The sequence below is a fragment of the Pseudomonas azotoformans genome (assembly GCF_001579805.1).
Lineage (GTDB): Bacteria > Pseudomonadota > Gammaproteobacteria > Pseudomonadales > Pseudomonadaceae > Aquipseudomonas > Aquipseudomonas azotoformans_A.
This window is the reverse complement of sequence record NZ_CP014546.1, coordinates 6,065,422-6,092,187: the sequence shown is the minus strand read 5'-3', so window position 1 is coordinate 6,092,187 and position 26,766 is coordinate 6,065,422. Positions and strand designations below refer to the sequence as shown.

General features: G+C 60.9%; 29 protein-coding genes. 16 read left to right on the top strand and 13 right to left on the bottom strand.

The features are described 5' to 3' along the window. Positions 1-41: 41 nt before the first annotated feature. The 4 genes from AYR47_RS28000 to AYR47_RS27985 all read left to right on the top strand — a co-directional run bounded on the left by AYR47_RS28000 (position 42) and on the right by AYR47_RS27985 (position 3,613). Positions 42-773, top strand: a complete 732-nt coding sequence (locus AYR47_RS28000; RefSeq protein ID WP_033901027.1) for a class II aldolase and adducin N-terminal domain-containing protein — start codon at positions 42-44, stop codon at positions 771-773. Positions 774-782: 9 nt separating this feature from the next. After that, the gene (locus AYR47_RS27995; protein WP_061449124.1) at positions 783-1,457 is read left to right on the top strand and encodes a DUF1028 domain-containing protein; all 675 of its coding nucleotides are present in this window, start codon (positions 783-785) and stop codon (positions 1,455-1,457) included. Continuing rightward, positions 1,454-2,611, top strand: a complete 1,158-nt coding sequence (argE, locus tag AYR47_RS27990) for an acetylornithine deacetylase (RefSeq protein ID WP_061449123.1) — start codon at positions 1,454-1,456, stop codon at positions 2,609-2,611. Before AYR47_RS27995 ends, argE begins: the two co-directional genes overlap by 4 nt. Before the next feature lie 102 nt (positions 2,612-2,713). Further along, positions 2,714-3,613, top strand: coding sequence for an MBL fold metallo-hydrolase (locus AYR47_RS27985; protein WP_235165390.1), 900 nt, complete (start codon positions 2,714-2,716; stop codon positions 3,611-3,613). On the opposite strand, the gene AYR47_RS27980 is transcribed toward AYR47_RS27985, so the two are convergent. Then, positions 3,607-4,851 (bottom strand): acyl-CoA dehydrogenase family protein, encoded by a 1,245-nt coding sequence (locus AYR47_RS27980; protein WP_033901034.1) that lies wholly within the window; start codon positions 4,849-4,851, stop codon positions 3,607-3,609. The two genes, AYR47_RS27985 and AYR47_RS27980, sit on opposite strands and share 7 nt — an antisense overlap. A 241-nt stretch (positions 4,852-5,092) precedes the next feature. Here AYR47_RS27980 and AYR47_RS27975 point away from each other — a divergent pair, with 241 nt between their 5' ends. The 3 genes from AYR47_RS27975 (at position 5,093) to AYR47_RS27965 (ending at position 6,825) form a co-directional block, all read left to right on the top strand. Then, complete coding sequence (locus AYR47_RS27975) at positions 5,093-6,016, top strand: ABC transporter substrate-binding protein (protein WP_033901036.1); 924 nt, start codon at positions 5,093-5,095, stop codon at positions 6,014-6,016. Positions 6,017-6,155: 139 nt separating this feature from the next. Continuing rightward, positions 6,156-6,458, top strand: coding sequence for a type II toxin-antitoxin system RelE/ParE family toxin (locus tag AYR47_RS27970; protein ID WP_033901037.1), 303 nt, complete (start codon positions 6,156-6,158; stop codon positions 6,456-6,458). 1 nt (position 6,459) lies between these two features. Then, complete coding sequence (locus AYR47_RS27965; RefSeq protein ID WP_033901039.1) at positions 6,460-6,825, top strand: addiction module antidote protein; 366 nt, start codon at positions 6,460-6,462, stop codon at positions 6,823-6,825. Between the two features lies 1 nt (position 6,826). Here AYR47_RS27965 and gudD read toward each other — a convergent pair whose 3' ends face one another. Beyond that, positions 6,827-8,152, bottom strand: coding sequence for a glucarate dehydratase (gene gudD, locus AYR47_RS27960; RefSeq protein WP_061449122.1), 1,326 nt, complete (start codon positions 8,150-8,152; stop codon positions 6,827-6,829). A gap of 19 nt (positions 8,153-8,171) precedes the next feature. After that, positions 8,172-9,473, bottom strand: coding sequence for an MFS transporter (locus AYR47_RS27955; protein WP_420492049.1), 1,302 nt, complete (start codon positions 9,471-9,473; stop codon positions 8,172-8,174). Between the two features lie 400 nt (positions 9,474-9,873). Between AYR47_RS27955 and AYR47_RS27950 the strand changes: the two genes are divergently transcribed. From AYR47_RS27950 to AYR47_RS27940, 3 genes are read left to right on the top strand one after another with little or no spacing between them, the layout of a single operon-like run. After that, positions 9,874-10,593: a FadR/GntR family transcriptional regulator gene (locus tag AYR47_RS27950; RefSeq protein ID WP_061449120.1), complete on the top strand. Its 720-nt coding sequence runs from the start codon at positions 9,874-9,876 to the stop codon at positions 10,591-10,593. Next, positions 10,590-11,285 carry a tRNA (adenine(22)-N(1))-methyltransferase gene (locus AYR47_RS27945; protein ID WP_061449119.1) on the top strand — a complete coding sequence of 232 codons (696 nt, stop codon included), beginning with the start codon at positions 10,590-10,592 and terminating at the stop codon, positions 11,283-11,285. Before AYR47_RS27950 ends, AYR47_RS27945 begins: the two co-directional genes overlap by 4 nt. A 39-nt stretch (positions 11,286-11,324) precedes the next feature. Further along, a complete protein-coding gene (locus tag AYR47_RS27940) occupies positions 11,325-11,615 on the top strand; it encodes a DUF3144 domain-containing protein (RefSeq protein ID WP_061449118.1) in 291 nt (96 codons plus the stop codon). 52 nt (positions 11,616-11,667) lie between these two features. On the opposite strand, the gene AYR47_RS27935 is transcribed toward AYR47_RS27940, so the two are convergent. The 3 genes from AYR47_RS27935 to AYR47_RS27925 all read right to left on the bottom strand — a co-directional run bounded on the left by AYR47_RS27935 (position 11,668) and on the right by AYR47_RS27925 (position 13,434). Then, positions 11,668-12,243: a DUF2589 domain-containing protein gene (locus AYR47_RS27935; RefSeq protein ID WP_061449117.1), complete on the bottom strand. Its 576-nt coding sequence runs from the start codon at positions 12,241-12,243 to the stop codon at positions 11,668-11,670. 71 nt (positions 12,244-12,314) lie between these two features. Then, positions 12,315-12,968 (bottom strand): DUF2589 domain-containing protein, encoded by a 654-nt coding sequence (locus tag AYR47_RS27930; protein WP_016976460.1) that lies wholly within the window; start codon positions 12,966-12,968, stop codon positions 12,315-12,317. Positions 12,969-13,050: 82 nt separating this feature from the next. Beyond that, positions 13,051-13,434, bottom strand: a complete 384-nt coding sequence (locus AYR47_RS27925; RefSeq protein WP_016976461.1) for a transcriptional regulator — start codon at positions 13,432-13,434, stop codon at positions 13,051-13,053. A 164-nt stretch (positions 13,435-13,598) separates the two neighbouring features. On the opposite strand from AYR47_RS27925, the gene AYR47_RS27920 reads away from it, so the two are divergent. Continuing rightward, the gene (locus AYR47_RS27920; protein WP_061449116.1) at positions 13,599-14,213 is read left to right on the top strand and encodes a pesticin C-terminus-like muramidase; all 615 of its coding nucleotides are present in this window, start codon (positions 13,599-13,601) and stop codon (positions 14,211-14,213) included. A 42-nt stretch (positions 14,214-14,255) separates the two neighbouring features. On the opposite strand, the gene AYR47_RS27915 is transcribed toward AYR47_RS27920, so the two are convergent. From AYR47_RS27915 to AYR47_RS27900, 3 genes are all read right to left on the bottom strand, one after another. Beyond that, positions 14,256-14,720, bottom strand: a complete 465-nt coding sequence (locus AYR47_RS27915; protein ID WP_025999744.1) for a hypothetical protein — start codon at positions 14,718-14,720, stop codon at positions 14,256-14,258. A 59-nt stretch (positions 14,721-14,779) separates the two neighbouring features. Next, positions 14,780-16,002, bottom strand: a protein-coding gene (locus AYR47_RS27910; RefSeq protein WP_167351249.1) for an IS3 family transposase whose coding sequence is annotated in 2 segments (ribosomal slippage) — positions 14,780-15,651 and positions 15,651-16,002 — 1,224 coding nt in all. Because the reading frame shifts where the segments join, the coding sequence is not laid out codon by codon here. Between the two features lie 109 nt (positions 16,003-16,111). After that, positions 16,112-16,624: a M35 family metallo-endopeptidase gene (locus AYR47_RS27900; RefSeq protein ID WP_061449115.1), complete on the bottom strand. Its 513-nt coding sequence runs from the start codon at positions 16,622-16,624 to the stop codon at positions 16,112-16,114. 316 nt (positions 16,625-16,940) lie between these two features. On the opposite strand from AYR47_RS27900, the gene AYR47_RS27895 reads away from it, so the two are divergent. Together AYR47_RS27895 and AYR47_RS27890 are read left to right on the top strand one after the other, a co-directional pair. Next, positions 16,941-18,998 (top strand): methyl-accepting chemotaxis protein, encoded by a 2,058-nt coding sequence (locus tag AYR47_RS27895; RefSeq protein WP_061449114.1) that lies wholly within the window; start codon positions 16,941-16,943, stop codon positions 18,996-18,998. 246 nt (positions 18,999-19,244) lie between these two features. Then, positions 19,245-20,981: an OPT family oligopeptide transporter gene (locus AYR47_RS27890; RefSeq protein WP_061449113.1), complete on the top strand. Its 1,737-nt coding sequence runs from the start codon at positions 19,245-19,247 to the stop codon at positions 20,979-20,981. A 38-nt stretch (positions 20,982-21,019) separates the two neighbouring features. On the opposite strand, the gene AYR47_RS27885 is transcribed toward AYR47_RS27890, so the two are convergent. Then, entirely contained in the window at positions 21,020-21,460 is a 441-nt protein-coding gene (locus AYR47_RS27885) for a hotdog fold domain-containing protein (RefSeq protein WP_061449112.1), read from the bottom strand. Between the two features lie 136 nt (positions 21,461-21,596). Between AYR47_RS27885 and AYR47_RS27880 the strand changes: the two genes are divergently transcribed. Continuing rightward, on the top strand, positions 21,597-22,223 hold the full coding sequence (locus AYR47_RS27880) for a TetR/AcrR family transcriptional regulator (protein ID WP_033901054.1): 627 nt from the start codon (positions 21,597-21,599) through the stop codon (positions 22,221-22,223). On the opposite strand, the gene AYR47_RS27875 is transcribed toward AYR47_RS27880, so the two are convergent. After that, positions 22,201-22,656, bottom strand: a complete 456-nt coding sequence (locus AYR47_RS27875; RefSeq protein WP_033901055.1) for a VOC family protein — start codon at positions 22,654-22,656, stop codon at positions 22,201-22,203. The genes AYR47_RS27880 and AYR47_RS27875 overlap by 23 nt on opposite strands. Positions 22,657-22,785: 129 nt before the next feature. Here AYR47_RS27875 and AYR47_RS27870 point away from each other — a divergent pair, with 129 nt between their 5' ends. Further along, on the top strand, positions 22,786-23,412 hold the full coding sequence (locus tag AYR47_RS27870; RefSeq protein WP_033901062.1) for a glutathione S-transferase family protein: 627 nt from the start codon (positions 22,786-22,788) through the stop codon (positions 23,410-23,412). A 116-nt stretch (positions 23,413-23,528) separates the two neighbouring features. Further along, entirely contained in the window at positions 23,529-24,251 is a 723-nt protein-coding gene (locus AYR47_RS27865) for a BPL-N domain-containing protein (protein WP_061449111.1), read from the top strand. Positions 24,252-24,263: 12 nt separating this feature from the next. On the opposite strand, the gene solA is transcribed toward AYR47_RS27865, so the two are convergent. Together solA and AYR47_RS27855 are read right to left on the bottom strand one after the other, a co-directional pair. Further along, positions 24,264-25,439 carry an N-methyl-L-tryptophan oxidase gene (solA, locus tag AYR47_RS27860; RefSeq protein ID WP_082781554.1) on the bottom strand — a complete coding sequence of 392 codons (1,176 nt, stop codon included), beginning with the start codon at positions 25,437-25,439 and terminating at the stop codon, positions 24,264-24,266. A 67-nt stretch (positions 25,440-25,506) separates the two neighbouring features. Then, positions 25,507-26,745: an epoxide hydrolase family protein gene (locus AYR47_RS27855; protein WP_061449110.1), complete on the bottom strand. Its 1,239-nt coding sequence runs from the start codon at positions 26,743-26,745 to the stop codon at positions 25,507-25,509. Between the last annotated feature and the right edge of the window lie 21 nt (positions 26,746-26,766).

The following is a 26,766-nucleotide window of genomic DNA, read 5'->3' as shown; positions in this document are numbered from 1 at the left end:
TGCCGCATACCCGTGCGGCCGCGCCCTGCGGAGACCGATTCATGGCGTTATCCCACGAAGAACAGACGCGCATCGACTTGGCGGCGACCTTTCGCATCATCGCGCACCTGGGCATGCATGAGGCAGTGGCCAATCACTTCAGCGCTGCCGTGTCGGCCGATGGCAAACAGTTTTTGCTCAACCCGAAGTGGAAGCACTTCTCGCGCATTCGCGCCAGCGACCTGCTGCTGTTGAACGCCGACGATGCGTCCTGTGCCGATCACCCAAACGTGGACGCCACCGCCTGGTCGATCCACGGGCAGATCCATCGCCTGCTGCCGCAGACCCGCGCGGTGCTGCATTTGCACCCGGTCTACACCACGGCTGTGGCGTGCCTGGCCAAGCCGCATATCCCGCCGATCGACCAGAACACCGCGCGCTATTTCAACCGCGTGGCGGTGGACGAACTGTACGGCGGCATGGCCGACACCGAGGCCGAAGGCGCACGCCTGGCCGGGTTGCTGGATGGCAAGAGCCGGCTGCTGATGGGCAACCACGGCGTGATGGTCACGGCGGGTTCCATCGGCGAAGCCTTTGACGATATCTGGACCCTGGAACGCGCCTGCCAGATCCTCGTCACCGCCTGGTCCACCGGGCAGCCGTTGCGGGTGTTGTCGGATGAAGTGGCGGAAAAAACCGCGCGGGGCTGGGAAGGCATTGCCGATTTCTCGCGCCAGCACTTTGAAGAAATGAAGCAATTGATGATCGACGCTGACCCTTCGGTGCTCGACTGAGGACTCCACATGACGTTTTCCGTTGTCGCCCGCTGCGCCGAGACGGGCCAGTTGGGCATCGCCATCAGTTCATCGAGCATTGCCGTGGGCGCGCGTTGCCCGTGGCTGCGGCCCGGCGTGGGGGCGGTGGCGTCGCAGAACATCACCTTGCCAAGCCTGGGGCCGCAGGTGCTGGACTTGTTGGGGCAGGGCTTGGCGCCAAGTGAGGCGTTGGCCGCCTTGGCTGGGCAGGATCACAGTGAGTACCGCCAGGTCACGGTGATTGATAACCAGGGCCGCACCGCACATTTCAGTGGCGCGCAGACCCTGGGCATCCACCATGCGGTGAGTGGCGAGCAGTGTGTGGCGGCGGGGAATATGCTCGCCCAATCTGCTGTGATCGACGCCATGGTGGCGGCTTTCGAACAGGCCTCCGGGCCTCTGGCCGACCGCCTGCTGGCGGCAATGCACGCCGGTCTGGCAGGCGGTGGTGAAGCGGGGCCGGTGCATTCGGCGGCGCTGGTGGTGGTGGATGACCTCTTGTGGCCCATCGTCAATCTGCGCGTGGACTGGGCCGATGAAGACCCCATCGGCGCCCTCGATCAACTCTGGCAGGCCTATCGCGGGCAGTTGCAGGCCTACATCGATCGCGCCATCAACCCACAGATCGCCCCCGGCTACGCCGTACCGGGAGACGACCGATGAACAGCCGCGACCTGCTGGCGCAACTGGTGCGTTTCGACACCACCAGCCGCGAATCCAACCTGGCCATGATCGACTTTGTGCGCACGTATTTGCAGGGCCACGGCGTGGCCTGCGAGCTGCTGTACAACGAACACAAGAGCAAGGCCAATCTGCTCGCGACTATCGGTCCGGCAGAAGTGCCCGGCATTGTGTTGTCCGGGCATACCGACGTAGTGCCGGTGGATGGGCAGCGCTGGAGCGTGGCGCCGTTTGACCTCACCGAGAAAGACGGCAAGTTGTACGGCCGTGGCACGGCGGACATGAAGGGTTATATCGCGTGTGTGTTGGCGTGTGTGCCGGCCTTGGTGAAGGCCTCGCTGCGCATGCCGGTGCACATTGCGCTGTCGTATGACGAAGAAGTCGGCTGCCTGGGTGTGCGCTCGCTGATCGAGCGATTCCATGATCAGCCGGTCAAGCCCTTGTTGTGCGTGATCGGCGAACCCACTGAACTCAAGCCGGTGCTCGGCCACAAGGGCAAGCTGGCAATGCGTTGCCATGTGCACGGCGCAGCGTGCCATTCGGCCTATGCGCCGGCGGGGGTGAATGCCATTGAATACGCCGCGCGCTTGATCAGCGAGCTAGTGCGGCTCGGCGAAGCGCTGAAGGCGCCGCAGCATCTGGATCAACGTTTCGATCCGGCGTTTTCCACGGTGCAGACCGGCCTGATCAACGGTGGCAAGGCACTGAACATCGTCCCGCAGGATTGCAGTTTTGACTTCGAAGTGCGCTCCTTGCCGGCCCAGGATCCCTGGCAAGTTGCCCGGCAATTGCAGGTATACGCCGAGCAAACCCTGCTGCCGGCGATGCGGGCGGTGAGCGGGCAAGCGGCGATCAGCCTCAGCGAGTTGTCCAGCTATCCGGGTTTGGCCACGTCGCTGGAAAGCCAGGCCGCCGAGTGGGTGGCGCAGTTCTGCGGCTCGCGGGAATTCGGCACCGTGGCCTTTGGCACTGAAGGCGGGCTGTTCGACCAAGCCGGTATTCCCACGGTGGTGTGCGGGCCGGGCAGCATGGAGCAGGGGCACAAGCCGGACGAGTTCATCAGCGTGGAGCAGTTGCAGGCCTGTGATCGGATGCTGGCGCGGGTGCTGGGGTTTGTGAGCCAGCCTTCAAACTAAGGTATACACGGCCCATACCCAGGTAGGATTCCGAGCGTTGTAGCCCCGTCGCACACTGTTTGGCAGGCGATGCATTCGCCTTCAAACAACCGGAGAGCGACCATGACAACCCTACTGAAAGTCCCGACTGAAGAACTGGTGCCATCGCGCTATGCAGTGCGCGTCGGCGAAATTGATGTGCTGGTGATCAGTGACGGCGTGCTGCCGCTGCCGACCCAGACCATGTCCACCAACGCCGACCCCGCCGCCCGCGCGGCCTGGTTCAAGCAGATGTTCCTCGGCCCGGACGCGTTCGACTGGGCGCTGAATGTACTGGTGGTGCGCAGTGGCGAGCAGGTGATTCTGGTCGATGCCGGCCTGGGTGGGCAGTTTCCCGGTTTCCCACGGGCCGGGCAGTTTCCCAAGCGCCTGGAAGCGGCCGGTATCCCGTTGTCCTCGGTGACCGATATCGTGATCACCCATATGCACATGGACCACATCGGCGGCCTGCTGGTGGACGAGGTGAAACGCAAGTTGCGTGCGGACGTGCGCATTCATGTGGCGGCCATCGAGGTCGATTTCTGGGCGTCGCCGGACTTCACCTATACCGACATGCCTGCGCCGGTGCCGGACGTGCTACGGGCTACGGCCCAGCAATTCATGGGGTTGTACAAGGACAATCTGCATACCTTCGACGATGAGCATGAAGTCGCGCCGGGTGTCGTCGCCAAGCTCACCGGCGGCCACACGCCGGGGCACAGCGTGGTGTACGTGACCTCTGGCGGCGAGCGGTTGACCTTTGCCGGCGACGCGCTGTTTCCCGTTGCGTTCGAGCATCCCGATTGGCACAACGGCTTCGAACACGACCCCGAAGAGTCAGTGCGCGTGCGCGTGCGGCTGATGAACGAAGCGGCGGCGAGCGGTGAGTTGTTCGTGGCTACCCACCTGCCGTTTCCGTCCGTGGGGCGGGTGGTGGTGGAGGGGGATGCGTTTCGTTGGGTGGCTGCATTCTGGGATTACTGATCCTTGGCCACACCCACCCGCCACTGCGCAGGCGGCAAAATCCCATTCACCAGGTAATTCCCCACAATCCGCGATTTGTACACGCGCGGGTTGTGGTTCGCCAAGGTCCGCGCGTTTCGCCACAACCGGTCCAGCGCCTTGTTGCTGGCGGTGGCACTGGCGCCCAGTGCATCGAACAGCGCCGTGGTGGCCGCCAGTGTTGCATCCACCACTGGGTTCACTGCCAGGCACACTTCCAATTCAGCCAGCGCAACTTGCGGATCGTCATCGTGCAACGGCTGGTCATGGGCGATCACATACCGCGCGGTGAACTCCAGCCGCTGAGCCGCTTGCTGGGCGATGGCTTGCGCGGCGTAGGCCTGGCTGGCGACTTCGCCGATCACTTGCAGCAGTTGCACGTCCTGGCCGGCGGTGTCGGCATTGCCGGTGGTGAAGGTGCGCGCGCGTTGGCTGAGTTCTTCGGCGCCGCTGAGGGCGGCGCGGCGGGCGATGCCGGCGAGGGTGCTGAGGTGGTAGAGCTGGAAGAACGACTGGCCGTGGCCAAACCGCTGTTGGGTGAGGCGTACCTCGTCGTCCACCACAGGCGCGTTGTCGAAGAGGCAGGTGCCGCTGGCGGTGAGGCGTTGGCCGAAGCCGTTCCAGTCATCGACGATTTGCACGCCGGGCGCCTTGAGGTCCACGACCACGCTGTAGATCGTGCCGTCTTCGCCGGTGGCGATGGTGTTGATCAGGTCGCTGTAGAGCGCGCCGGTGGTGTAGAACTTTCTGCCGCTGATGCGCAAGGCGCCGGCTTCGTCACGGTGCAGGCGGGTTTCGAAATCGCCACGGGTCTGGTTGCCGACTTCGGTGCTGCCGGGGGAGAGCAGGGCACCTTGGCCAAGACGGTCCAGCCACTTGGCGCGCCAGTCGAGGTCCTTGGCGCTGAGCACATCCTCACAGAAACCGAAGTGCCCGCGCAGGGCCTGGGTGATGTTGGAGTCGGCGGCGGACAGTTCCGTGAGCAACGCCAGCAGCTCGACCAACGTTGCATCCTGGCCGCCGTAACTGGCTGGCAGGCGCCAGCGCGGCAAGCCCAAGGTGTTCAGTTGCTGGATCACGGTGGCGAGGCTGCCGCGTGTCTGATCCGCCACGGCCGCCTGCGCGAGAATCTGCGCAAAGAGCGGGCGAAACGGCGCGGCCAGTTGTTCGTAGCGGGCAGTGGGCGGTGCGCCCCAGATGTTCAAAGCGGGAATCGACATGCAATGGACCTTGCAGAAAATGGTTCAGGTGCTGGGGTCCAGTGGTCTGGTGAACTCACCCTAACTCAGGCGCGGCGAAGTTTTTAATACGAAAAGCAGCTAGCGACCTGTACGACGGTTCTATCGATAGTGCCCAACAGTATTAAACCCCGCGCTTTTATTGCGTTAGCTTCTACGGAAAACGACCAGACTGCACGCCCACAGATGGTTGAACCAACCCTCCAACCCTGTGGGATTTTCCATGATCAACCGTCGAACACTGCTGTCCTTGCTGGGCCTGGCCTCTCTTGCACTGTACGGCCCCTCGGCCAGCGCCGCCGAACCGCTGACCCTCACTGTGGGGGACCAGTTCTTCTCCAACCGTATCGTGCTGGAGCTGTCGGGCGAGCTGAAAGACTTGCCCTACAAAATCGACTTCAAACGCTTCAACACCGGCTCCCCGGTGGCCTCGGCCGTGGCCAGCGGTGCGCTGGATGTAGGCATCGTCGGCGATACCCCGGTGATCAGCCTGGCCGCCAATGGCGCGCCGGTCAAAGTCGTCGCCAGCACCCAGACCAGCCTCGACGGCGTGGGCATTGTGGCGCGCAAGGGCATTCAGTCGGTGGCCGATCTCAAGGGCAAGACCGTTGCCATCTGGAACGGTTCGTGGAGCCAGCAACTGGCCTATAAAGCGCTGGACGAAGCGGGTGTGCCGCGCAGCAGCGTCCACTTCAAATACCTGCTGCCGGCCGAGGCCAGCCTGGCACTGACCCAGGGCGACATCGACGCCTTCGGCACCTGGGAACCCTACGTGTCGCTGCAGGAAAAAGAAGGCAGCACCCTGATCCGCAACGCCAAGGGCCTGATGAGCGCACCGACCTATATCGTCGCCTACGAGCCGGCCCTGACGCAGAAAAGCGCGATCATCAAGGACTTCATCGCCCGCCTGACCCGCGCCCGGGTGTGGAGCAATACCCACGTTGATGAATATGCCGAAGCCTGGTCGAAGGCCAACCAGTCGGCACCGGAAATCGCCAAGGTGTGGTTCAAGCGCGATGCAATCAAGGTGCTGCCGATTTCGCCGACGATCATCAGCGAGGCCCAGGCCACGGCGGATTTTCTGGTGGATGCACAGATGTTGAAGCAGCGGTATGACGTGGCGCCGTTGTTTGATCGGGTGCTTTAAACGCGGGGGAAATAAGCGCTCACAGTATCCACGGGCTGTTTGTACAGGTGCTGAACTAGGATTTTTGACTCCGGCGCTCACCGGAAACAAAATTCCACTGGCATCGACAAGGAGTAGCCAGTAGGCTACAAGTGATACTGTGACTAATTCAATCGGCAGGACGCCGGAGTTTGATACATGGCTCGACGGTATGCGGGATATTTGGGGGAAAACGGCGATTCTTGCTCGCTTGGACCGGGCGGAGGAAAACAATTTTGGGGATTGTGAATCCGTAGGTGACGGTCTGAGTGAGATGCGTGTGTTTGTCGGGCCCGGCTACAGGATGTATTTCGTGCGTACGGGAGTCACTGCCTACCTGATGTTGTGGGGGAGCGATAAAACCGACCAGAAAAGAGGAATCAAGCGGGCTAAAGAGATTCTTGATGCCCTGAGAGGTAGATGAAATGAGCGAATCGAAATTCAAACCCGAGGACATGCCGATCCTCGATCTGGATACGTCCGGCACTAGCGTCTATGAAGCGTCGCGCTTCCTCGACAGTCCGCAAACCATCAGTGCGTATCTGGCGCAAAGCATGAAGTCTCAAGACCCGCAGGTACTCATGAAGGCGCTTGCCGAGGTTGCCAAGGCCCAAGGTGTGAACAAGGTGGCGGAAGCGGCTGGGGTGAACCGGGAGAGCCTGTATAAAACCTTGAAGGGGGGCTCGAAGACACGCTATGAAACGATCCAGAAGCTGATGCTGGCGTTAGGGGTTGAGTTGACTGTGCGGCCGATTGTAGGAGCGAGCAAGCCCGCCCCTACAAAAATCTGAATCAGCGCACCAGGCACGGCTGCTTGTTGTTGAAGCGCCACCCTGGAATCAGAAACTGCATCGCCACGCTGTCATCCCGCGCGCCGAGGCCCATGCCTTTGTACACCTCATGGGCCTGGGCGACTGCGTCCATGTCGATCTCCACTCCCAGGCCTGGCTTGCTCGGCACTTTCACGTAACCCCCTTCGATTTTCAGCGGCGCCTTGGTCAGGTGCTGGCCGTCCTGCCAGATCCAGTGGGTGTCGATGGCGGTGATGTCGCCCGGGGCTGCGGCCGCCACCTGGGTGAACATCGCCAGGGAAATGTCGAAGTGGTTGTTGGAGTGCGAGCCCCAGGTCAGGCCCCATTCATGGCACATCTGCGCCACGCGTACCGAGCCTTGCATTGTCCAGAAGTGTGGGTCGGCCAGGGGGATGTCGACGGATTGCAACTGGATCGCGTGACCCATTTCGCGCCAGTCGGTGGCGATCATGTTGGTGGCGGTTTTCAGGCCGGTGGCACGGCGGAATTCAGCCATGACTTCGCGGCCCGAGTAGCCGTTTTCGGCACCGCATGGGTCTTCGGCGTAGGCAAGCACGTGGTGCTGGTCGCGGCACAGGCGGATGGCTTCTTTCAATGACCAGGCGCCGTTCGGGTCGAGGGTGATACGCGCATCCGGGAAGCGTTCGGCCAGGGCGGTGACGGCTTCGATTTCTTCGTCGCCGCTCAGCACGCCGCCTTTGAGCTTGAAGTCATTGAAACCGTACTTGGCTTTGGCGGCTTCGGCCAGGCGCACCACGGCGTCGGCCGTCAGCGCGGTTTCGTGGCGCAGGCGGAACCACTCATCATCGCTGTCGGCTTCGTTGCGGTAGGCCAGGTCGGTGGCACTGCGGTCGCCGACATAAAACAGATAGCCGAGCATTTTTACCGCATCGCGTTGCTGGCCTTCACCGAGCAAGGCGGCCACCGGGACTTCGAGGAATTGGCCCAGCAGGTCGAGCAGCGCCGCTTCCATGGCGGTGACGGCATGGATGGTGATGCGCAGGTCAAAGGTCTGCAAGCCACGGCCGGCGGCGTCGCGAGAGGCAAAGGTGCTGCGCATCTGGTTGAGGATGCGCTGGTACTGGCCGATGGGTTGGCCGATCACCAGGCTGCGGGTATCTTCCAGGGTTTCGCGGATGCGTTCGCCGCCGGGCACTTCGCCCACGCCGGTATTACCGGAGCTGTCCTTGAGGATGACGATATTGCGTGTGAAGTACGGGCCGTGGGCGCCGCTGAGGTTGAGCAACATGCTGTCGTGGCCGGCGACGGGGATGACCTGGAAGTGAGTAACGACGGGCGTAGTCATGGCAAGTTCCTGAATAAGCTTAAAGAGGTTTGCTGAGGGCGGCGCGGCTGGGCACGGCGCTCGGTGAAGCCAACACGGCAGAGGGCGTGGTCTTGGCGAAGAACACCAGGATCGCGGCCAGCACCGACGTGCCGGCCAGGCCATAGAGGCCGCCCTGGATCGAACCGGTGGTCTGTTCCAGGAAGCCGAACGTAGTGGGCGCAACGAAACCGCCCAGATTGCCGATGGAGTTGATCAACGCGATCACGGCGGCGGCGATACGCACATCCAGGTAGCCCTGGGGAATCGGCCAGAACAGCGACGATGCCGACTTGAACCCGATGGCCGCAAAGCAGATCGCCACAAAGGCAAAGACCGGCCCGCCCGTGGTGGACATGAACATGCCCGCTGCCGCAATCAACAGCGCCGCCGCCACCCAGGCCTGCTGGAACTTGAACTTGCCCGACAACGAGGCGAAGGCGTACATGGCGATAATCGAGATCAGCCAGGGGATCGAGTTGAAGAAACCGACCTGCACATCACTGAGGTCACCCATCTTCTTGATGATGCTTGGCAGCCAGAAGGTGGCGGCGTAGATCGTCAGCTGGATGCAGAAATACAGCGCGCAGAACAGCAGGATCTGGCGGTCCTTGAGCAGCTTGCCGAGGGTCGGTTTGACCGTGGTGAGGGCCTCACGGTCGCGCTGTTCCTGGTCGATGGCATTGACCAGCGCGTCCTGTTCGTCGCGGGTCATCCACTGGGCGTCGTGGGGCTTGGAGTCCAGCCAGAACCATACAAAGAAGCCAATCACCACCGAAGCCAAGCCTTCAATGGCGAACATCCATTGCCAGCCGTGGAAGCCAAAGCCTTCGATCTGCAACAGCACGCCTGACAGGGGGCCGGAAATCAGCGACGCAACCGCCGAGCCACTCAAGAAGATCGCGATGGCTTTACCGCGCTCCACGCCGGGCAGCCAGCGCGTGAAGTAGTAGATCACCCCAGGAAAGAAACCGGCCTCGGCCACCCCCAGCAGGAAGCGCAGGATGTAGAAGTGGGTTTCGTTCTGGATGAACGCCATCAGCGTGGCGACGATGCCCCAGGTGAACATGATGCGGGTCAGCCAGATACGCGCACCGACCTTCTGCAGCAGCATGTTGGAGGGCACTTCGAACAGGGCGTAGCCGATAAAGAACAACCCGGCGCCGAAGCCATAGGCGGCTGCGCCGATGCCCAGGTCATGCTCCATGTGCGTGCGCACAAAGCCGATATTGACCCGGTCGATGTAGTTGAGGATGAACATGATCACGAACAGTGGGAGCACATGGCGCTTCACTTTGCTCACGGCGCGCGCGAGGACGGGATCACTTTCGGGTGCGGCAGATACTTGGATTGAATGGGTCACAATTCAAAACTCCCCCTGATTATTTTTATGCGGGCTTGTACGTTTTGTTGATAGACATCATACAAGTATATTTCTCAAGATCGCAATCCGGGGGGTGAGTGTTTTTCTTCTTATAACGCGGTGTGTAGAACAGATATTTCGGTTATTTAAGCTGTATATACTGGGGTTTATGCCGATTTTTGAGCGAGGCTCTTGCCAGTGGGTACCGTGAGAGGAGTATCTGTGAGAGAGGGGCTTAAGTTTGGTTGTCATACAAGTTAAGGGTTTTTTCAATCAACCCAGGCCTGACGCCGGGCTGGGTGGTAAGCTCCCCCCAGCTCAACCCCGTGGACCTGTTGCAATGCCCATTGAAAGTGGAATCCCCCTGCGTAAACGCTCCACCAACCTGGCCCAGGGCGTGGTCGATGCACTGACCCAGCGCATCCTGCTCGGCCAGTTGAAACCCGGCGAAAAACTGCCGTCGGAATCCACCGTCGTGGCTGAGCATGGCGTGAGCCGAACCGTGGTGCGCGAAGCGATCTCCAAATTGCAGGCGTCGGGATTGGTCGAGACCCGTCACGGGATCGGCACCTTTGTGCTGGCGCAACAGGCGCAGCAGGGCTTGCGCCTGCATGTGGACACGGTCGCCAGCGTGCGCAACATGCTCGAACTGCGCCTGGGTCTTGAGGTGCAAGCCGTCGCACTGGCCGCCGTGCGCCGCACCGACCTGCAACTGGCCCACATGCGCCAGGCACTCGACGACTACCAGGCCTCCCTGGCCAACAACGACAGCTGCGTGGAGGAAGACAAGCGCTTCCACCAACTGATCGCCGAGGCCACCGGTAATACCTTCTTCACCGAAATCATGCTGCACCTGGGCAATGCGATGATCCCGCGTACCCAGGTGAAAGGCGATGAACGTGGCGGCGCCGACTTTGCCCAGTTGGGTCAATTGGCGAACCTGGAACATGAGGCGATCTTCAACGCGATCAAACGCCAGGACCCGGACGCCGCCCGCGCCGCCATGGTGCTGCACCTGACCAACAGCCGGGACCGTTTTTCGGGGGAGCAGGGGCGTTGAACGAACACACCTTATCCCTGCGCCTGGAGCGCGTCGCCGCCAACGTACCGGCAGGCGCGCGCCTGGCCGATATCGGCTCCGATCACGGTTATTTGCCGGTGGCATTGATGCGTCGCGGGCTGATCACAGCGGCAGTGGCGGGGGAGGTCGCGACCACGCCCTTTCATGCGGCGCAACGCACCGTGTGCGACAACGGCCTGGAGCACCAGATCACCGTGCGCCTGGCCGATGGCTTGGCGGCCATCGAAGCCCATGACGGCATCACCGCGATCAGTGTCTGCGGCATGGGCGGCGAGACGATTCGTGACATTCTCGAAAGCGGCAAGCGGCACCTGAGCGGCCGAGAGCGATTGATCCTGCAACCCAATGGCGGTGAGCAGCCGCTGCGCCAATGGCTGATGGATAACGGTTACTCGATCCTCAGTGAAGAGCTTTTGCGCGAGAACCGCTTCTACTACGAAATCATCGTCGCCGAGCGCACCGGGCCGGTGGTTTACACCGCTGAGCAGCTGTACTTCGGCCCGCTGCAAATGCAGGCGCGCAGCCCGGCGTTCATCGCGAAGTGGCAACGTATGCTGCGCCAAAAGCACAAGACCCTGGCCAGTTTCGAACAAGCTCGGCAGGCCGTGCCGCAAGAGAAGCGACAAGAGATTGCCCAGCAGGCCAACTGGATTACCGCGTTACTGGCCTGATACCCCTTCATTCAAACCTGATGACCTAGGACACCCATAATGGCCGACGCCACTGACCCCACCTTCTACGATCGCGCCGACGCGCACATCGAACTGTCGAACGAGCAACTTCAGGCTCACGAAAACCTCGGCCAGGTCAGCGCCTCGATGATGTTCGGCACCACTCGCTTCAATGCCAGGGCCAGCGCGCGCAACTTCAAGTCCGGCGCGGAAATGGCCGATGCGCGGGAGGCGATGTTGAAGTACTTCTGTGACCAGTACCGGATGATGCTTGAGGATAATCTGGATGATCACATCAATAATTTCAGCCGGTACATGCAGGCTAAGTAGGCTGTCGTGGACTGCTTCCTCGAACCGTTCGAGGAAGTCGCTTGTTCAGGCATCAAGGCGCGAAATCTGACGGACCCAGGTTGAAGGGTTGCTCAGGGATCGGCGGGTTGATCGGTGCTTGTACTTTCGGGCTGATCAGGTTGGTGTATTCCTCGATGATGCGGTTGATCGCCTCGGGCGGTTCGCACGCCTTGAACTCGATGCGGATCTGGACTTCATCCGGGTCACGGTCCTGGCCTTCGCGTTTGGAGTTGCCGAAGGTCACGAAAAACTTTTCGCTGTGCAGGTCTCCGTTTTCCAGGTCATGGTTGGCTTTCTGCACTTCGCTGGAGTGCATCTTCACCGATAGCTCCACGTCCATCTTTTGCAGTGCCAGGCCCTTGGGGGCTACCAACGCAATCAGCGGCACGCTGATGGTGTGGCCTTCGGTCAGGGCGATTTCGACCATTTTGGCTTTCATCGGGGTGCCAAGGTCTTCAGTGTTGTAATCGAAGAACTGGTCGAACAAGGTGATGTATTGCTGGGCGATCAGGTTGTGCGTGGCCGCCGCTGCCTGGTGCAACCCTCGGGTAATGTGGCTCAAGTCGCTGGCCGACATGGGTTCCTTGGGGCGTGAAAAGAGTGCCATGGTGATCTCCTTAAGTCGTGAGAGGGTTGCCCCGCCTGAGTGGCGGGCGGGGCGAGGTGGGCCATTTCTTGTTATGCGGCTTTGCCGTCGGACTTCGCGTCAGGCATAGGCAGCACGCCGGTGGTTGGCAGGGTATCGGCGCTGGTTGGGGCGGCTGATGGGAGGATGATCGGTTTGGTGGCGGCCTCGGTGAGGAAGTCGATGACGCGCATCAAGGCTTCCGGTGGGTCCTGTCGAACGATCTTTGTGTGGATGGCGTAACGGGCGCGAGTGTCGGTCTTACGCGTTTGTGACGACTTGTGGCTTGCAGCGCCCTTGGCCGTGACCGTGAACGGGCCCCAACCCATCTTGGCTTCGAAGCTGCCGGAGACATCGCTGGAACTGGTGTCTTCAGCCATCTGGCTGATGGTCAGTTCGAAGTCGATGGTCCCTTCTTCGATGGTGATGTTCGGGTGACTGATGGCCGCCAGCAGCGGAATGCGCATGGTCTTGTTGACCGTGCCCTTGAAGACCCCCTTGTCGTCGACCAGGGTTTCGTCATAGTCGAACTGTACCGAGACGGCTTTGCCGTCCTGGATACACACGCCCATGATGAAGTCCGCATACGCTTTGCTCGCGGCGACCTGAGCCTGGATCATTGCCATCAGCGGACCGCTGATCATCTTGTCCAGAGGCAGTGCGGCAATCACGCCGCCAATAAGCCCTTTATCAATTGGATCTGGCATTTTTAATTTCCTTATCGAGAGTGCGCGAAAGTGCGCAACTTCAATCTATCCATGGCGCAACGGTTGATTCAGTAGGAAGTTATTACCGATGAAAGCAAACTTCCTGGCGCCGGATATTGGCTATTTGCCGCAGGCTCAGGCCGTACTTCTCGGCTAATACGCTGCGTGAAATACCATCGGAAATACCGGTCTGGATATTCTGGTTTCGTATCTGGCGAAAGAAATGATCGGACTTGGGAATTTCCAGCGAGATACCCGCAAAGGCATCTATCAGGGCTTGCAGTGATTCTGGCGAGAGGACCAGTGCCAGTGAGGTGCGTTGAGAATGCTTGGGAATGTATTTCGGGCGTCCGCCATACACGCACGTCAGCCGAAAAGCACTTTCAAGTCCGACGCAGGCAATCAGCACCTGAAGTGAGTGAGGGAGTTGCCGTACATCAATGAGTTCCAGATCTTTCTGTTCCATCGGTAATACCTCCTTGGGGTGCGAAGCTGCTCAGAGCTTGGAAGGTACGTATGCCGATAAGCAGTAGGAAACTTTACCTATGAGAGTAGGGAACTTTTACCTTCTGATACTGTTGCGGTGAGGGTGATGGACTGCGGTTTCCTAAAACCCAAAGGAAACTCACCATGAACGAGAAATCACCCCAGAAAGAAAGTGCCGTTGATATGGCGTTTATCGGCAAGCAGGAAGGTGCGTCGATAACCAGGGGCTATGTGCCCTTGGCGGATAAAAGTCAGAGCGGCGTGACTATCGCGACCGGCTTTGACATCGGTCAGCAGAGCAACCTGGATATGCTGCGCGCAGATCTGCGTGATCGCCTCACGCCTTACCTGCACCTCAAAGGCGCAGACGCGAAGGCGTTCCTTCAGAAGCATCCGCTGGAGATTAGTGTGGCCGATGCGAAGGCGATCGACGACGCCTACGAGACTCAGTTCATTCACACGCTGATGACTAAGTACGATAAGGCGACATCACTTCTTTTCGCCAAGTTGCCCACCGAGAGGGTTATCCCTTTTGCCGACTTGCCTGCCGGAGTGCAGACTGCCATCGCCTCGGTCGCTTTCCAGTACGGAGACCTTGCGACCCGCACGCCAATATTCTGGGGGCAAGTGACGCAGCGCAAATGGGCGGATGCTATCGCTACCCTGGAAGACTTTCATGACATTTACCACGACCGTCGCAAAGCGGAGGCGGCGTTGATGAGGGCTGACAAGCCCGCCGATGACCGATCAAACAGTTGAAGGACAGCCGCCTGCTAAGTTAGCCAGGCGGCTTTTTTTGGGTTACGGGCAAGGTCGGGCCAGCAGCAGACTGACGCTGCCCATGCCGCTTGCGTCTTCAGCGTCGGTGCCTTCAGGCAGGCTGCGCCAATCGACATCGACGCAGATCGCGGTGACAGCAATGCCGCGCTCTATACCGACCTTATCGCCGAACTCATAACGATACGTTGCCAGGCTGGTTTTATATGCCGTGACACTGGTGGCGTTGGCCAGCGTGTGCACGATCTTCTCGCCTGCTTTACTCGAGGGCGGTGTGAAGTGCGTGGTATGAGCCGGGTTGAAGTAGTGGGCCAGACGCGTGGCATGCCACAAACGTTGCCACTGATGTTTGGCTGCATGGGCACTCAAGGTCACAGCGTACTCCATGAGTAGGTGGGGTTCGGCTTCCTCGGTATTCAGTGCGTAAGCAGAGGGTGCCAGTGAGCACGCCATTGCGAGCGAGAAGGCACGTAGTAATCGACGATCCATGGTCAACTCCTGATAGAGCGGGTGTCTAGTCCTGAAATAGGTTTACACCTGTTTCAGTCTCAAAACGCCCGATGCACCGCATCGGGCGTTTTGTATTTCAGGGACAGGTGTGGCCGTTCCCCGTTGTAGATCAGCACCGACTCATCCACCATTTTCACTGCGTCCGCCAGATTTTTAGGGCGATACAGCAGGAACTCGGTCTTCAAAATGCCGTTTATCCTCTCCGCCAGAGCATTCTGGTAGCAGTCATAGCCGTCGGTCATTGAGCACCTGACGCCATGACTAGCGTGCAAGCGTTGATAAAGCTCAGAGCAGTATTGGGCTCCACGGTCTGAGTGATGGATCAGTGGCAGCGTGCTTCGGCGCTCACCAACTGCCTTTTCCATCGCCTTGATTACCGACTCGGTATGCAAGCTCTCATGCACATGATGGCCTACGATCTTGCGCGAGTAGGCGTCTGTCACCAGGCTCACATAAGCCACGCTTTCCTGTGTCGGCAGGTAGGTGATGTCTGCAACCCAGACCTGCTCTGGCCTATTGGCCACTATCTGCTCATGACCTGCTTTGAGCAGGTTAGGGTGTCGGCGAAAACGGTGATGGCTGTCCGTCGTTTTGTGGTATGCCCGTTTGCGTACAACCAGTTCTCGAGCGTTGCGCAGGATGCTAAACAGGCGGTCTCTGCCGACCCGAACTGATGCACCAACTTCAACGCTCATCAGGTAATGCAGCTTGCGCGTGCCTATCCGTGGCTGACGGCGGCGCTTTTCAAGAACAAAGTCCATGACCTCTTGATCTTGACGAGCCCTCTCGTCGAAAACCCGATTGCGTTGGTAATACGCTTGGCGCGAAATGCTCATAAACAGGCAAGCCCTCGTGATGCTCAGGCCTTGGATTTGCCCTTGCGAGAGGACTTGCCGGGTCGCTTTTTTACGACGGAAACACCGTAGTCATTTTTCAGAACATTCACGACGGCTTCGAAGAATTGCGCTTTCTGATTGCTTAGCGCCAGCTGTTCTTCGAGCTCTTTGATCCGCTGCTCGGGGGTCAGCGGGAGGGTTGGCTCGGTCATGGACCTGCTCCTCGGCTCTCGAATTGACGCGCCTTGGCTCCAGTCCTGCCGGCCGTGCTTGCGTAGCCAGACCAGTACTGTGGACCGGCCCTGAATGCCGTAGCGCCGTTGAGCCTCTTTATAACTCAACTCGCCCTTTTCGACCTGGTCTACGACCGATAATTTAAAGGCTAGCGTGTAGTCACGCTGGCTCCGCCTTTTGCCCGAATCCATTGACTCCTCCTGAAGATAGGTCAGAAGGCGTAAACCTTATTCAGGACGGGACAGGGTGATGAAAAAAGCCTGTTCGATAACAGGCTTTTTCGAGTGCTGCAAACGCAACTCAGTAGGTGTGTTCCACCAAGTATTCCCAGTTGTCGGCGTTGGTCAGGACGGTGTGCAGGTTGCCGTCGCCTTGCTCGGCTTGTTGCACCAGTCGCAGGCAGGCTTCCTGGCCGTAGGCGTGGTCGTCGGTGCCCAGCACATCGTTGAAATGGCTGGTTTCGTGGATCAACGTGCCAGCGCGCGAGTCGTTGCCATAGGTCGGGGCGGTGAAGAATGCCCCTCCCAGCGTGATGTGATGTCCCGCGTCGTTGGGGTGGACCTCCGCATACCAATCTGCATTGGGTTCGCAGTTGACCTGCCCTTCATGAATGTTTTGCAGTGCCTGAAAAATCCGGTACAGGCGTTGAGCCAAGACTTGCAGGTTTCCAGGTTGCTGGACGCCCATCCACACCCTAGCGACATCGGCATTGCCGCCGTTCAGGTGATGGATGGTGAATTCCAGTGAGCGCAACGCGGCATAGCGAGCTGCACGGAAAGTTCTGCGTTCGGAGCTGTTAAGTGCACGTGCCATGATGAATCTCCAGTGGTATTAGGAGATTTCAGTGTGAGCGGGAGGAAAAGTGCTCATCAGCAGGAAGTAATTCCGCTGTTCCTACGCACTGCGCCATTAGTTACAGCTATCCCTTCGCCACTGAGTGCTTTTGCCCCATTTTCGAGCACGGCACGTGCACGCTCAGTGGGCGCGCCCGTCTGTCTCCAGTCCTTCTATCAACGGCCCGTATCTTGCTTGAGCCAAGCTAATCAATGACATGGCATTTTGCCGTCAGTCATTTCAAGGCTTCACCCCGCGGTGCACCGCGTGGGTCGTTTTTGGGGAGTGGTGGGACATGCACAGCCTTTTGTCACCGGGTATTCGCCTGCTGGGGCGTTTTGGTTTTGCGCGCAAGTTCCAGATCCTGTTCTTCCTGTTCATGCTGCCCCTGGCGGGTAGCCTGTGGATGATCGGCTCGGACTATCGCGACAAATTAACCGTGATTTCCAGCGAGCAGTCCGGCGTCCGGCAACTGTTGGCCCTGGATGCGCTGGATGGCCAGTTGACGGCCCAGCGCAACCTGGCCGCGCGCTGGAAGGCGGCGGACATCCTGCACGCGCCCACTCCGGCGGCGAAAGCGGCAATGGACAAGGTGGATGCCAACTTCCCGGTGATCCTGCAAAGCCTGCAAGCCCTGGGCGATTCGCTCAAAGCCCAGCACGCCAGTGCCGATATCCTCGCGCGCTTCGACGCCTTGCAGGCGACAGTCAAGGGCATGGACTCCCAATCCCTGCGCACCGTGGGCTGGTGGCCGGACGGTTACGACCGTTTCACCTCGGCCCTGACCGCGATGCAAACCCTTCGCGAGCAGATCACCCTGGACGCCGGGTTGATCCTCGACCCGTGGCTGGAAACCTACCTGCTGATGCAGATGTCTACCCAGCACACCCCCGACCTGATCGAGCGCATTGGCCGCATGGCCAGTGTCGGCCAGTCGTCCATTGCCTCGGGGCAGTTCACCTTGCAGAGCCGTTTGCAGATGCGTGACCTGCGCGGCCGCATCGGTGATGCGCGGGACCAGTTGGTCAAGGCCGCGGCCTCGCTCAAGGCCAAGCAGTATGCCGGGCTGGAACCCTGGACTGTGCAGTACGACAACAGCCTGCAACGCCTGGACAATGAGCTCAAAGTACTCGACGACGGCGTGTTTGGCGGCACCATCAAGCTCGACACGGCGGCCTTCGAAACCAGTGTCGACGGTATGCTCGACAGCCTGGGCGCGCTGCGCAATCAATCCCTCGATTCGCTGGATGCGCGCCTGGGTCACTACCGTGATCGCTCGTTGCAGAAGTTCGTGCCGGTGGCGGCGACCTTCAGCCTGTTGGCGCTGGCCGCGTTGTACCTGTTCATCTGCCTGCAAGCCTCGATCCGCCGTAGCGCCAGTGGCATCACCACCCTGGCCGAGTCGCTGCGGGACGGCAACCTGTGCGTCGAGGTGGCGGTGGAAGGGCGCGATGAGCTCGCGGCCATCAGTACCGCGTTGAACGTGGCGGTGGTGCAGTTGCGCACCAGTCTATTGGGGGTCAATCACGAGACGCAGCAACTGGGTTCGGCGGTGCTGACCCTCAACTCCCAGTCGGGCAGCACCCTTACCGAAGTCGAAGACCAGCAACAACAAATCAGCCAGATTGCCGCTGCGGCCACCCAGTTGGCCGCGACGTCCCTGGGTGTTGCCAAGAGCTGCGAACAAGCTTCCGGCAGCGCCCAGCAGACCCGGCGCATCGCCGAAGACAGCAGCCGCGACAGCCAGCGCACCACGGCCAGTATCCAACAACTCAACCTGCGCTTGACCGACACCGCCGATGCGCTGGAGCAGGTCAGCCAGCAGGGCCAGCAGATTCAATCGGTGGTCGACACCATCCGTGGCATTGCCGAGCAGACCAACCTGCTGGCGCTCAACGCCGCCATCGAAGCCGCCCGTGCCGGTGAGCAGGGCCGAGGGTTTGCCGTGGTGGCTGATGAAGTGCGCAGCCTGTCGCAACGCACCCAGGCGTCCACGGCGCAGATCGCCGGCACGGTCGACAGCCTGCGCGCCACGGTCAGCCAAGCGGTCACGTTGATGGGCGCCGCGTGTGAACAGGCACTGACGGATGCTGAATCCGTCACCGGGTTGGGCACGCGTTTGGGCGAGATTGCCGGTGCGGTGCAGCACGTCACCGACACCTTGGCGCAGATCGCCACCGCTGTTGAAGAGCAAGCGGCGACGGCGGATGAAGTGAGCGGCAATATCCAGCAAGTGGACCAGGCGGCCGGGCGTTTGCTTGATGGCGCACGGGCAGTGAACCGGGCGGCCGACACCTTGAGCAAAGGCAGCCAGGCATTGAGCGACAATACTGCGCGGTTTCGCCTGGGTTGAGCAGGTTTTTTGTGGCTATCAGGCTTCCTGTAGTGAGCGGGCTTGCCCCGCGCTGGGCTGCGAAGCAGCCCCATTAAAAACACCGCGCATCGTCAGTTAAACCGAGTCGCCAGAATTTAGGGCCGCTTCGCAGCCCAACGCGGGGCAAGCCCGCTCACCACAGGAAGCTCTCCCACCACAGGAACCTTCGGCTTCTACAGGGCTCACTTACTAGGTCGCTCTGTTTCGTCGCCGAAAGGACTCCGCATGACTTCAGCCCCGCCAACGACCCTCCCGCACGGCCCCGTCACCCGCGAACTCAGCCTGCGCGCCGTCCTCACCGGCAGCGTCCTCGGCATCCTGCTCACGCCGTCCAATGTCTACGCCGGGTTGAAGATCGGCTGGTCGTTCAACATGTCGATCATCGCGCTGCTGATCGGCTACGCCATCTTTCAAGGCGTGGCCAAGCGTTCCACCGACCACCTGCCGTGGACCTTGCACGAAAGCAACATCAACCAGACCGTCGCGTCAGCCGCCGCGTCGATTATTTCGGGTGGGTTGGTGGCGCCGATCCCGGCCTATACCTTGCTGACCGGCAACCAGTTGGACGCCATCCCGATGATCGCCTGGGTGTTCTCGGTGAGTTTCCTGGGCATCTGGATCGCCTGGTATCTACGGCCCTCGCTGCTCAATGACAAGGCGCTGAAATTCCCCGAGGGCATGGCCACCCTGGAAACCCTGTTGCACATCTACAATCACGGACGCGAAGCCGCGACGCGCTTGAAGGTGCTGCTCAGCGCCGCCTTACTCTCCGGGCTGGTCAAGTGGGTGGATACCTTTATGTGGGCCTTCCCGCGCTGGTCGCCCAGTGCCCCGTTGGAGCGCCTGACGTTTACTGCCGACCCTTCGCTATTGCTGGTGGGGTTTGGCGGCATTATCGGCATTCGCGTGGGCCTGACCTTGCTGCTCGGCGCCTTGCTCGCCTGGGGTGGCCTGGGTCCCTGGCTGCTGGCGCAACAGTTGGTGACCTTGCCTGCGGGCAGCAGCGGCCCGCAGTTCGCCGCGTTGGTGGAGTGGTTGCTGTGGCCGGGTGTGAGCCTGATGGTGTGTTCCACCTTGGCCTCGCTGGCGATTCGTTTGTGGGCGTTGTACCGGTCCACTCACGCCAGCGGCGGATCAAGCTGGACGGTGCCAAAACCGGGGCCGGCGGCCGGTTTTGCGTTGGCGATCGTGCTGGTGGTGAGCTTGCAGGCGTTGCTGTTCGGCATCAATCTCGGCATGGCCTTGCTCACCATTCCTTTGGCGATCTGCCTCGCCGCCGTGGCTGCGCGCGTGGTGGGTGCCACCGGCATTCCGCCTATTGGCGCCATCGGGCAGCTGTCCCAGCTGAGCTTTGGCATCGTCGCGCCGGGGCAGGTGCCGATCAACCTGATGAGCGCCAACACGGCCGGTGGCTCGGCAGGGCAGTGCACCGACTTGATGAATGATTTCAAGGTGGGCAAGGCCATCGGCGCCACGCCGCATAAGCAGGTGATCGCGCAGATCCTGGGGATTTTCATCGGCAGTATCGTTGGCGTCTTCGCCTACCTGGCGTTGATCCCGGATCCGCAAACCATGCTGCTCACCGAAGAGTGGCCAGCCCCGGCGGTCGCTACCTGGAAAGCCGTGGCGCAAACCCTCACCCATGGGTTGGATTCACTGTCGACCAGCATCCGCTGGGCGATTGCCATCGGCGGCCTGGTTGGCGTAGTGCTCGGTGTGCTGGACAGCACCTTGCCTGCCCATCGTGCCCGCTTCCTCCCGAGTGCCGCCGCCCTGGGCCTGGCCTTTGTGCTGCCGGCCTCGGTCTCGCTGATGATGGCCCTGGGCGCCATACTGACTTGGCTGCTGAGCTGCCGCTGGCCGAGCCTCACCGAACGCTTTGCAATTACCGCCGCCGCCGGCTTGATTGCGGGGGAGAGCATCACCGGCGTAGGTGCTTCACTGTGGTCGATGGTGAGCTGAAGCGTGGCTCGGCAGTTGCCGAGCCAGCCGCCAGGGCCTCAGGCGATCTTCACATTCATGGTGATCCGGGCGGTGAACACCTTCACGTCGCCCTCATCAAAAATATCCACCGGCACGATCTTGTCCCCTGCGGTGGACCAATCAATGCCGCTGCCATCCGCCACGGCGCGGATGTTCGACTTTGCCTTCGCCAGGTATTCCACGGTCATGCCCTTGGGGATCCACTTGGCGCCTTGGGGGATCGACACGTCCGTCATCGTCCCACCCGCCAGTTCCGCCGCGTTGCACAACGCAATGGCATGCACGGAGGCCAGGTGGTTGGTGATTTCCTTGCGAAACGGCACGTTGACCACTGCGTGCCCAGGCCGCAGCTCGGCGACTTGCGGGTTGATGGTGCTGAAGTAGGGCGCCACTTGGCAGGCCATTTGGCTAAACGCTGCAGGGCCTGCGCTGTTGAACAGGTTGAGAAACTGGCTCATGGATAATCCTCTTGATAATGATTACAGAATAATATTCTGTAACGGAACAATATTCCGTAAAATCCAGCCATGTCAAGCCGTGCCTTCTCTGCGGGCGGCCGTACCATTAGACTCCGTACATTTGGCGAGCCACTTCATGCACGCACCTGACCTGATCGAGCGCACCTTCCCGGGCCGGCGCAGCGACCTCAAGCGCAGCATCCTGCGCGAGGCCCTGGCCAGCTTTAACGACGTGGGTATTGAAGCGACGAATATCGAAACCATCCGCGCGCGGTGCGAGACCAGCGTGGGCGCCATTTACCATCACTTCGGCAACAAGGAAGGCATCGTCGCCGCGCTGTTTTTTGCCGCGTTGGAAGATCAGGCCGCATTGCGGGAGCAACACCTCAAACAGGCGCAAACCGCCCAGGCTGGTGTGGAAGCGCTGGTGCGCAGTTATGTGGAGTGGGTGGATGCGCAACCCGAATGGGCGCGCTTTATGTTCCAGAGCCGTTTCGCCGTGGCCAACGGCCCGCACAAGGACGAACTGCTCACCCGTAACAAACAGCGCAACGCGCAATTGACCGAGTGGATGAGCGACGAAGGCCGCCGTGAGGCGTTCAGCCATATCCCGGCAGAACTGCTGCTGTCGCTGATCATCGGCGCGGCCGAAAGCTATGCCCGTGCGTGGTTATCCGGCCGGGTCAAGCACAGCCCGAATCACTACGCCGCGTTGCTGGCGCAGGCGGCGTGGGCCTCGATCAGCCAAACGCCTCCACAATAAACGCCTCCAGGGTCGCCTCTTCGAGGATCTCCATGGAGAAATGCCCGAAACGCTTGGGCAGCCAGATAATGCGCCCCCCGGACGGTGATTGCAGGTTCTCGCGGGCCAGGGGCACGCCGTTTTCGTTCTCCGGCTGCACACCGGCGGCGATCAGTTCGTCATAAGCGATCTCGATGTCCGGCGTGGTGTAGCAGTGGCGGTAAATCATGCCTTCGCCGTGGGCGTCCAACAGCTCTCGCAAGTTCCCGGCGATCGGCTGGACCAGCATGAAGCGTTCTTGCCCCATCAGCACCACGGCATACCGCACGTGCAGGCCGCCGCGTTCCCACACGAACGTCTTGGAAATGCGTGCCTTGAGAATGTGTGCGTAATAGGCACAGGCCTCTTCAAGGTTTTCGACCAGTATGTCGACGTGGCTGAATTTCAGATCCATGCTGTGCCTCCTCTCGAATCGATTCCCATGGTAACCACGGCGTCCGTCACGCAGAAAATTATTTGTCGGCACTCCCGAAGGCTGGCGTAGTCTGTTCCAAGACACCCCTCTCGCCCTGCGGAGCCTTCAATGATCATCGTCCACCACCTCAACAACTCACGCTCGCAACGCATCCTGTGGCTGCTCGAAGAACTCGGCTTGCCCTACGAGATCAAGCGCTATCAGCGCGACCCGAAAACCAATCTCGCACCGCCGGAGCTCAAGGCGATCAACCCGCTGGGCAAATCCCCGGTGATCGAAGACGGCGGCCTGGTGCTGATCGAGTCCGCCGCCATCATCGACTACCTGATCCGCCGCCACGGCCAGGGCCGTCTGCAACCGGACCCTGCCAGCGCCACCTACGACCACTACGTGCAATGGCTGCACTTTGCCGAAGGTTCGGCCATGTTGCCGTTGATGCTCAACCTCTACGTCGGCCGCCTGGGCGAGGCAGGCGCACCGTTGCATCCGCGGATCGAATCGGAAGTCGCCAACTACCTCGGTTACCTGAACGACGTGCTCGCGGGCAGAGCCTACCTGCTCGGCGATGAGCTGAGCGGCGCGGATATTCAGATGAGCTTTATCGGTGAAATCGCCAGGGCCCAGGGCAAGTTGCAGGCCTACCCGAACTTGGCGGCGTGGGTGGAGAAATTCCAGGCGCGACCTGCGTATCGCAAGGCGGTGGAGCAGGGCGGGACGTATGCGTTTGCCCAATGAAGCCACTGGCGTGACGCCTTAAGGCGGTAGCAAGGCGCCGAGTTTTTACAACTGTTAACGGATTGAACGGCGCAATCGCTATAGGCTTTGGGGTGTCCGCCCTGGAGCCCATCGCCATGAACCTGCGAGCCACCGCCGCCACCTTGTTTGCTTTTGCGCTGCTGCTGCCGTCACCGGCCGAGGCCGCGACGCCTATCACCCACGTCGCCATCTACCGGGGCCCGGCGGGTTGTGATGACTGTTCCGAAAACGTGGCGAAAGCCCTGCAACGACTCAATCCCAACTATCACATCGATTTTGTGGGCGCGGATGAGTCGATCGACATCACGCCACAAACCCTGGCGCGCTACGACCTCTACGTACAACCTGGCGGCGGCCAGGACATTCCCGCAGCGCTGCGCAGCCTGGGTGATGCGCGCAGCGAGGCCATCCGCGGCTACGTCGCCAACGGTGGCCGCTACCTGGGCTTGTGCATGGGCGCCTACCTGGCGGATGACAACAACCTTGGCCTGATCCCCCAGGACCTCGACGGCGAAGCCGGCCGCCCCGGTTTCGAAGTGCCCGGCATCGCCGACGCCGCGGTGCAGGTCACGTGGGCGGGCAAGCCTGACCAAGTGTTCTTCCAGGATGGCCCGTACTTTCCGAAAGGGTCGTATAAAACCATCGCCACCTACCGCAACGGAGACGTGGCGGCGGCGCGGTATACCTTTGAAAAGGGCGTGGTGGTGCTGAGCGGCCCGCACCCTGAGGCCAGTCGGGAGTGGTTTGAAAATGCCGAGATCCCAGTGAGCAAAATGCCCGAGGGTGATCTGTTTGGTTCGTTGGTCCGCAGCTTTTGAAGCCCCTCGTTCTTAGAACGATTGTCCTTCAAAACGCTTCAACGAAAACGACGACAGATCCAACTCGCTCTCGCCCTTCACGCACCACTGCGCAAACGCCTCACCCAATGCCGCCGAATGCTTGAAGCCATGCCCCGAACACGGCGACACCACCAAGGTGTGCTGCAGCCTCGGGTGCCGGTCGATGATGAAATGATGGTCCGGCGTCACCGTGTAGGCGCACACCGCCGACTTGACCACCTTGGCCGTCAGCCCGGCGATACGGCCCTGCACCTGTTGCTCGTACATCTCCCGCTCCTGGGCGGGCGAAACGGTGCGGTCGAGCGTCTGCGGCGTGGACACGGTGTGATACTGCGCCGTCGCCACTTTCAAACTGCCCTCGCCAGGCAACGCCGGGAAGCCGTAGTTAGTGTGACCCTCGCCCGGCCCATGGGTAAAAATGAACGTAGGAGACGCGCCGACCAGCGCCGCATCCAGCTCCGTTTCGAACCAGAACAGCTGCTGGCGATAGACCTTGAGCAACCGATCAAACGGCGCCCCCAGCAACCCCCCCGCCCAGTTGCCCGCGCTGACCACTAGCTTGTCGGCCTGCAAGGTGCGTTGGTCGGTGGTCACCGTCACGCCGTACTCGTCCGAGCAGATGTGGGTCACGGTTTCGCCTGTGTACAACGTCGCGCCCTGTTGTTCGGCCAGACGCAACTGCACTTCGATGCAGCGCTCGGGCCGCACGAACCCGCCACCGGGTTCGTAATAGCCGATAGCGCTGTCGACCACCTGGGCAAACTGCCGAAAGCGCTGGCGAATCTGCGCCGCGTCCAGCACCTCATGCTCGATACCGTAGGTTTGCGCCAGGCCAATGGTGCGCAAGGTGAAGTCGGTTTCATCGCTTGGGTCGAAATCCTCACGGGAGGTGAGCACCAGCAACCCCGACTGTTCGAACAACGACTCCCCCGACAGCGCCTCCAACTCCCGCCAGATGCGATGCGAATTACGCACGATGGGCACGTACTGCGCGCCTTCACCCACCGACAACCGCGTGATCCGCGTATCGCCATGGCTGGAACCAAGCGTGTGGGGAGGGTGATGACGGTCGATCCCGGCGACCTTCACGCCGGCCTTGGCCAGTTGGTACACCGTGGCGGCACCCATGGCGCCCAAGCCGATGACCAGCGATTCATAACGTTCCAATGTCGATACTCGCTAGAGGGGAGGGCACATAGTTGAGTGCAGCCACGGCTAAAACACAAGGGGCCGATCAGCCTGTGGTTGCGCGAAACGGCCGGAACGCCTTCCACAATTCCTCGGCAAAAACCTGCGGTTGTTCAAACGCCGCAAAGTGGCCGCCCTTGTCCACCGCATTCCAATAGAACAGATTGGCCCACGCCGCTTCTGCCCACGCCCGTGGCGGCTTGAAGGTTTCAGCGGGGAAAATGCTCGCGCCCATCGGCACCTGGATACGCTCCACGCCGCCCCGCGCCGACGAGAAAAAGTCCGCCCCACGAATGGTCGCGCCCACGCCTTCCCAATACAGGCGCGCGCTGGACGTGCCGGTGCCGGTGAACCAGTACAACGAGATGTCGTCGAGCATCTGGTCGCGGGTGAGGGCGTCTTCGGGGCGGCCGTTGTTGTCGGTCCACTCCCAGAATTTTTCATACATCCACGTGGCCAGGGCCACCGGCGAATCGTTCAGGGCATAGCCGATGGTTTGCGGGCGGGTGTTCATCTGGTTGGCGTAGCCGGCCTTGTCGCTGACGTAACGCTCGATGTCCTCAAGGGCCTGACGCTCTTCTTCGGTCGGGTTGGCGGGTAATTGCGCCGGCACCACCATCGGCAAATTGACGTGCGCCGCCATCAGGCCCTCGGGTGCCTGGCCGGCCAGTGCGGTGGTGATGGCCGCGCCCCAATCGCCGCCTTGGGCCACCCAGTGCTTGTAACCCAACCGCTGCGTCATCAGCACCGCCCAGGCGCGGGCGATGCGCGCCGGGTTCCAGCCTTGCTCGGTGGGTTTGTCGGAAAAGCCGTAGCCGGGAATCGCCGGCACCACCACATGAAACGCATCTTCAGCCTTGCCGCCGAACGCCACCGGATCGGTGAGGCGCTCGATCACATTCAGGAACTCCAGCACCGAGCCGGGCCAACCGTGGGTCAGCAGAATTGGCGTAGCGTTCAGGTGCGGCGAGCGTGCGTGAATGAAGTAAATACCCACGCCGTCGATCCGCGTGCGGAACTGCGGGAAGCTGTTCAAGCGCGCTTCAAACGTGCGCCAGTCATAACCGTTGAGCCAGTAGTCCACCAGCGACTTCGCGGCATCCAACGGCACACCTTGCGACCAGTCCTCCACCAACTCCTGATCAGGCCAGCGGGCCATGCGCAAACGCAGTTGCAAATCCTCGATGGCGGCCTGGGGCACGTGTACCTCAAACGGGGTGACAGCCTCCGTGGCCGGCGGCAATACCAAGGGGCGATGGGCGGAAAAATCGAATGTCGCGGGCATTTCTGTCTCCAGGGTTCAATG

Bases quoted from the DNA above. Each gene is read 5' to 3' on its own strand.
- AYR47_RS27920 (WP_061449116.1), top strand. From the start codon at position 13,599: ATGAACGAGAAATCACCCCAGAAAGAAAGTGCCGTTGATATGGCGTTT.
- AYR47_RS27980 (WP_033901034.1), bottom strand. From the start codon at position 4,851: ATGTCGATTCCCGCTTTGAACATCTGGGGCGCACCGCCCACTGCCCGC.
- AYR47_RS27950 (WP_061449120.1), top strand. From the start codon at position 9,874: ATGCCCATTGAAAGTGGAATCCCCCTGCGTAAACGCTCCACCAACCTG.
- AYR47_RS27885 (WP_061449112.1), bottom strand. From the start codon at position 21,460: ATGAGCCAGTTTCTCAACCTGTTCAACAGCGCAGGCCCTGCAGCGTTT.
- AYR47_RS27935 (WP_061449117.1), bottom strand. From the start codon at position 12,243: ATGGCACTCTTTTCACGCCCCAAGGAACCCATGTCGGCCAGCGACTTG.
- AYR47_RS27895 (WP_061449114.1), top strand. From the start codon at position 16,941: ATGCACAGCCTTTTGTCACCGGGTATTCGCCTGCTGGGGCGTTTTGGT.
- AYR47_RS27855 (WP_061449110.1), bottom strand. From the start codon at position 26,745: ATGCCCGCGACATTCGATTTTTCCGCCCATCGCCCCTTGGTATTGCCG.
- AYR47_RS27975 (WP_033901036.1), top strand. From the start codon at position 5,093: ATGATCAACCGTCGAACACTGCTGTCCTTGCTGGGCCTGGCCTCTCTT.
- AYR47_RS27965 (WP_033901039.1), top strand. From the start codon at position 6,460: ATGAGCGAATCGAAATTCAAACCCGAGGACATGCCGATCCTCGATCTG.
- AYR47_RS27940 (WP_061449118.1), top strand. From the start codon at position 11,325: ATGGCCGACGCCACTGACCCCACCTTCTACGATCGCGCCGACGCGCAC.
- AYR47_RS27890 (WP_061449113.1), top strand. From the start codon at position 19,245: ATGACTTCAGCCCCGCCAACGACCCTCCCGCACGGCCCCGTCACCCGC.
- AYR47_RS27900 (WP_061449115.1), bottom strand. From the start codon at position 16,624: ATGGCACGTGCACTTAACAGCTCCGAACGCAGAACTTTCCGTGCAGCT.
- AYR47_RS27875 (WP_033901055.1), bottom strand. From the start codon at position 22,656: ATGGATCTGAAATTCAGCCACGTCGACATACTGGTCGAAAACCTTGAA.
- AYR47_RS27915 (WP_025999744.1), bottom strand. From the start codon at position 14,720: ATGGATCGTCGATTACTACGTGCCTTCTCGCTCGCAATGGCGTGCTCA.
- gudD (WP_061449122.1), bottom strand. From the start codon at position 8,152: ATGACTACGCCCGTCGTTACTCACTTCCAGGTCATCCCCGTCGCCGGC.
- AYR47_RS27985 (WP_235165390.1), top strand. From the start codon at position 2,714: ATGACAACCCTACTGAAAGTCCCGACTGAAGAACTGGTGCCATCGCGC.
- AYR47_RS28000 (WP_033901027.1), top strand. From the start codon at position 42: ATGGCGTTATCCCACGAAGAACAGACGCGCATCGACTTGGCGGCGACC.
- argE (WP_061449123.1), top strand. From the start codon at position 1,454: ATGAACAGCCGCGACCTGCTGGCGCAACTGGTGCGTTTCGACACCACC.
- AYR47_RS27880 (WP_033901054.1), top strand. From the start codon at position 21,597: ATGCACGCACCTGACCTGATCGAGCGCACCTTCCCGGGCCGGCGCAGC.
- AYR47_RS27865 (WP_061449111.1), top strand. From the start codon at position 23,529: ATGAACCTGCGAGCCACCGCCGCCACCTTGTTTGCTTTTGCGCTGCTG.
- AYR47_RS27930 (WP_016976460.1), bottom strand. From the start codon at position 12,968: ATGCCAGATCCAATTGATAAAGGGCTTATTGGCGGCGTGATTGCCGCA.
- AYR47_RS27870 (WP_033901062.1), top strand. From the start codon at position 22,786: ATGATCATCGTCCACCACCTCAACAACTCACGCTCGCAACGCATCCTG.
- AYR47_RS27995 (WP_061449124.1), top strand. From the start codon at position 783: ATGACGTTTTCCGTTGTCGCCCGCTGCGCCGAGACGGGCCAGTTGGGC.
- AYR47_RS27925 (WP_016976461.1), bottom strand. From the start codon at position 13,434: ATGGAACAGAAAGATCTGGAACTCATTGATGTACGGCAACTCCCTCAC.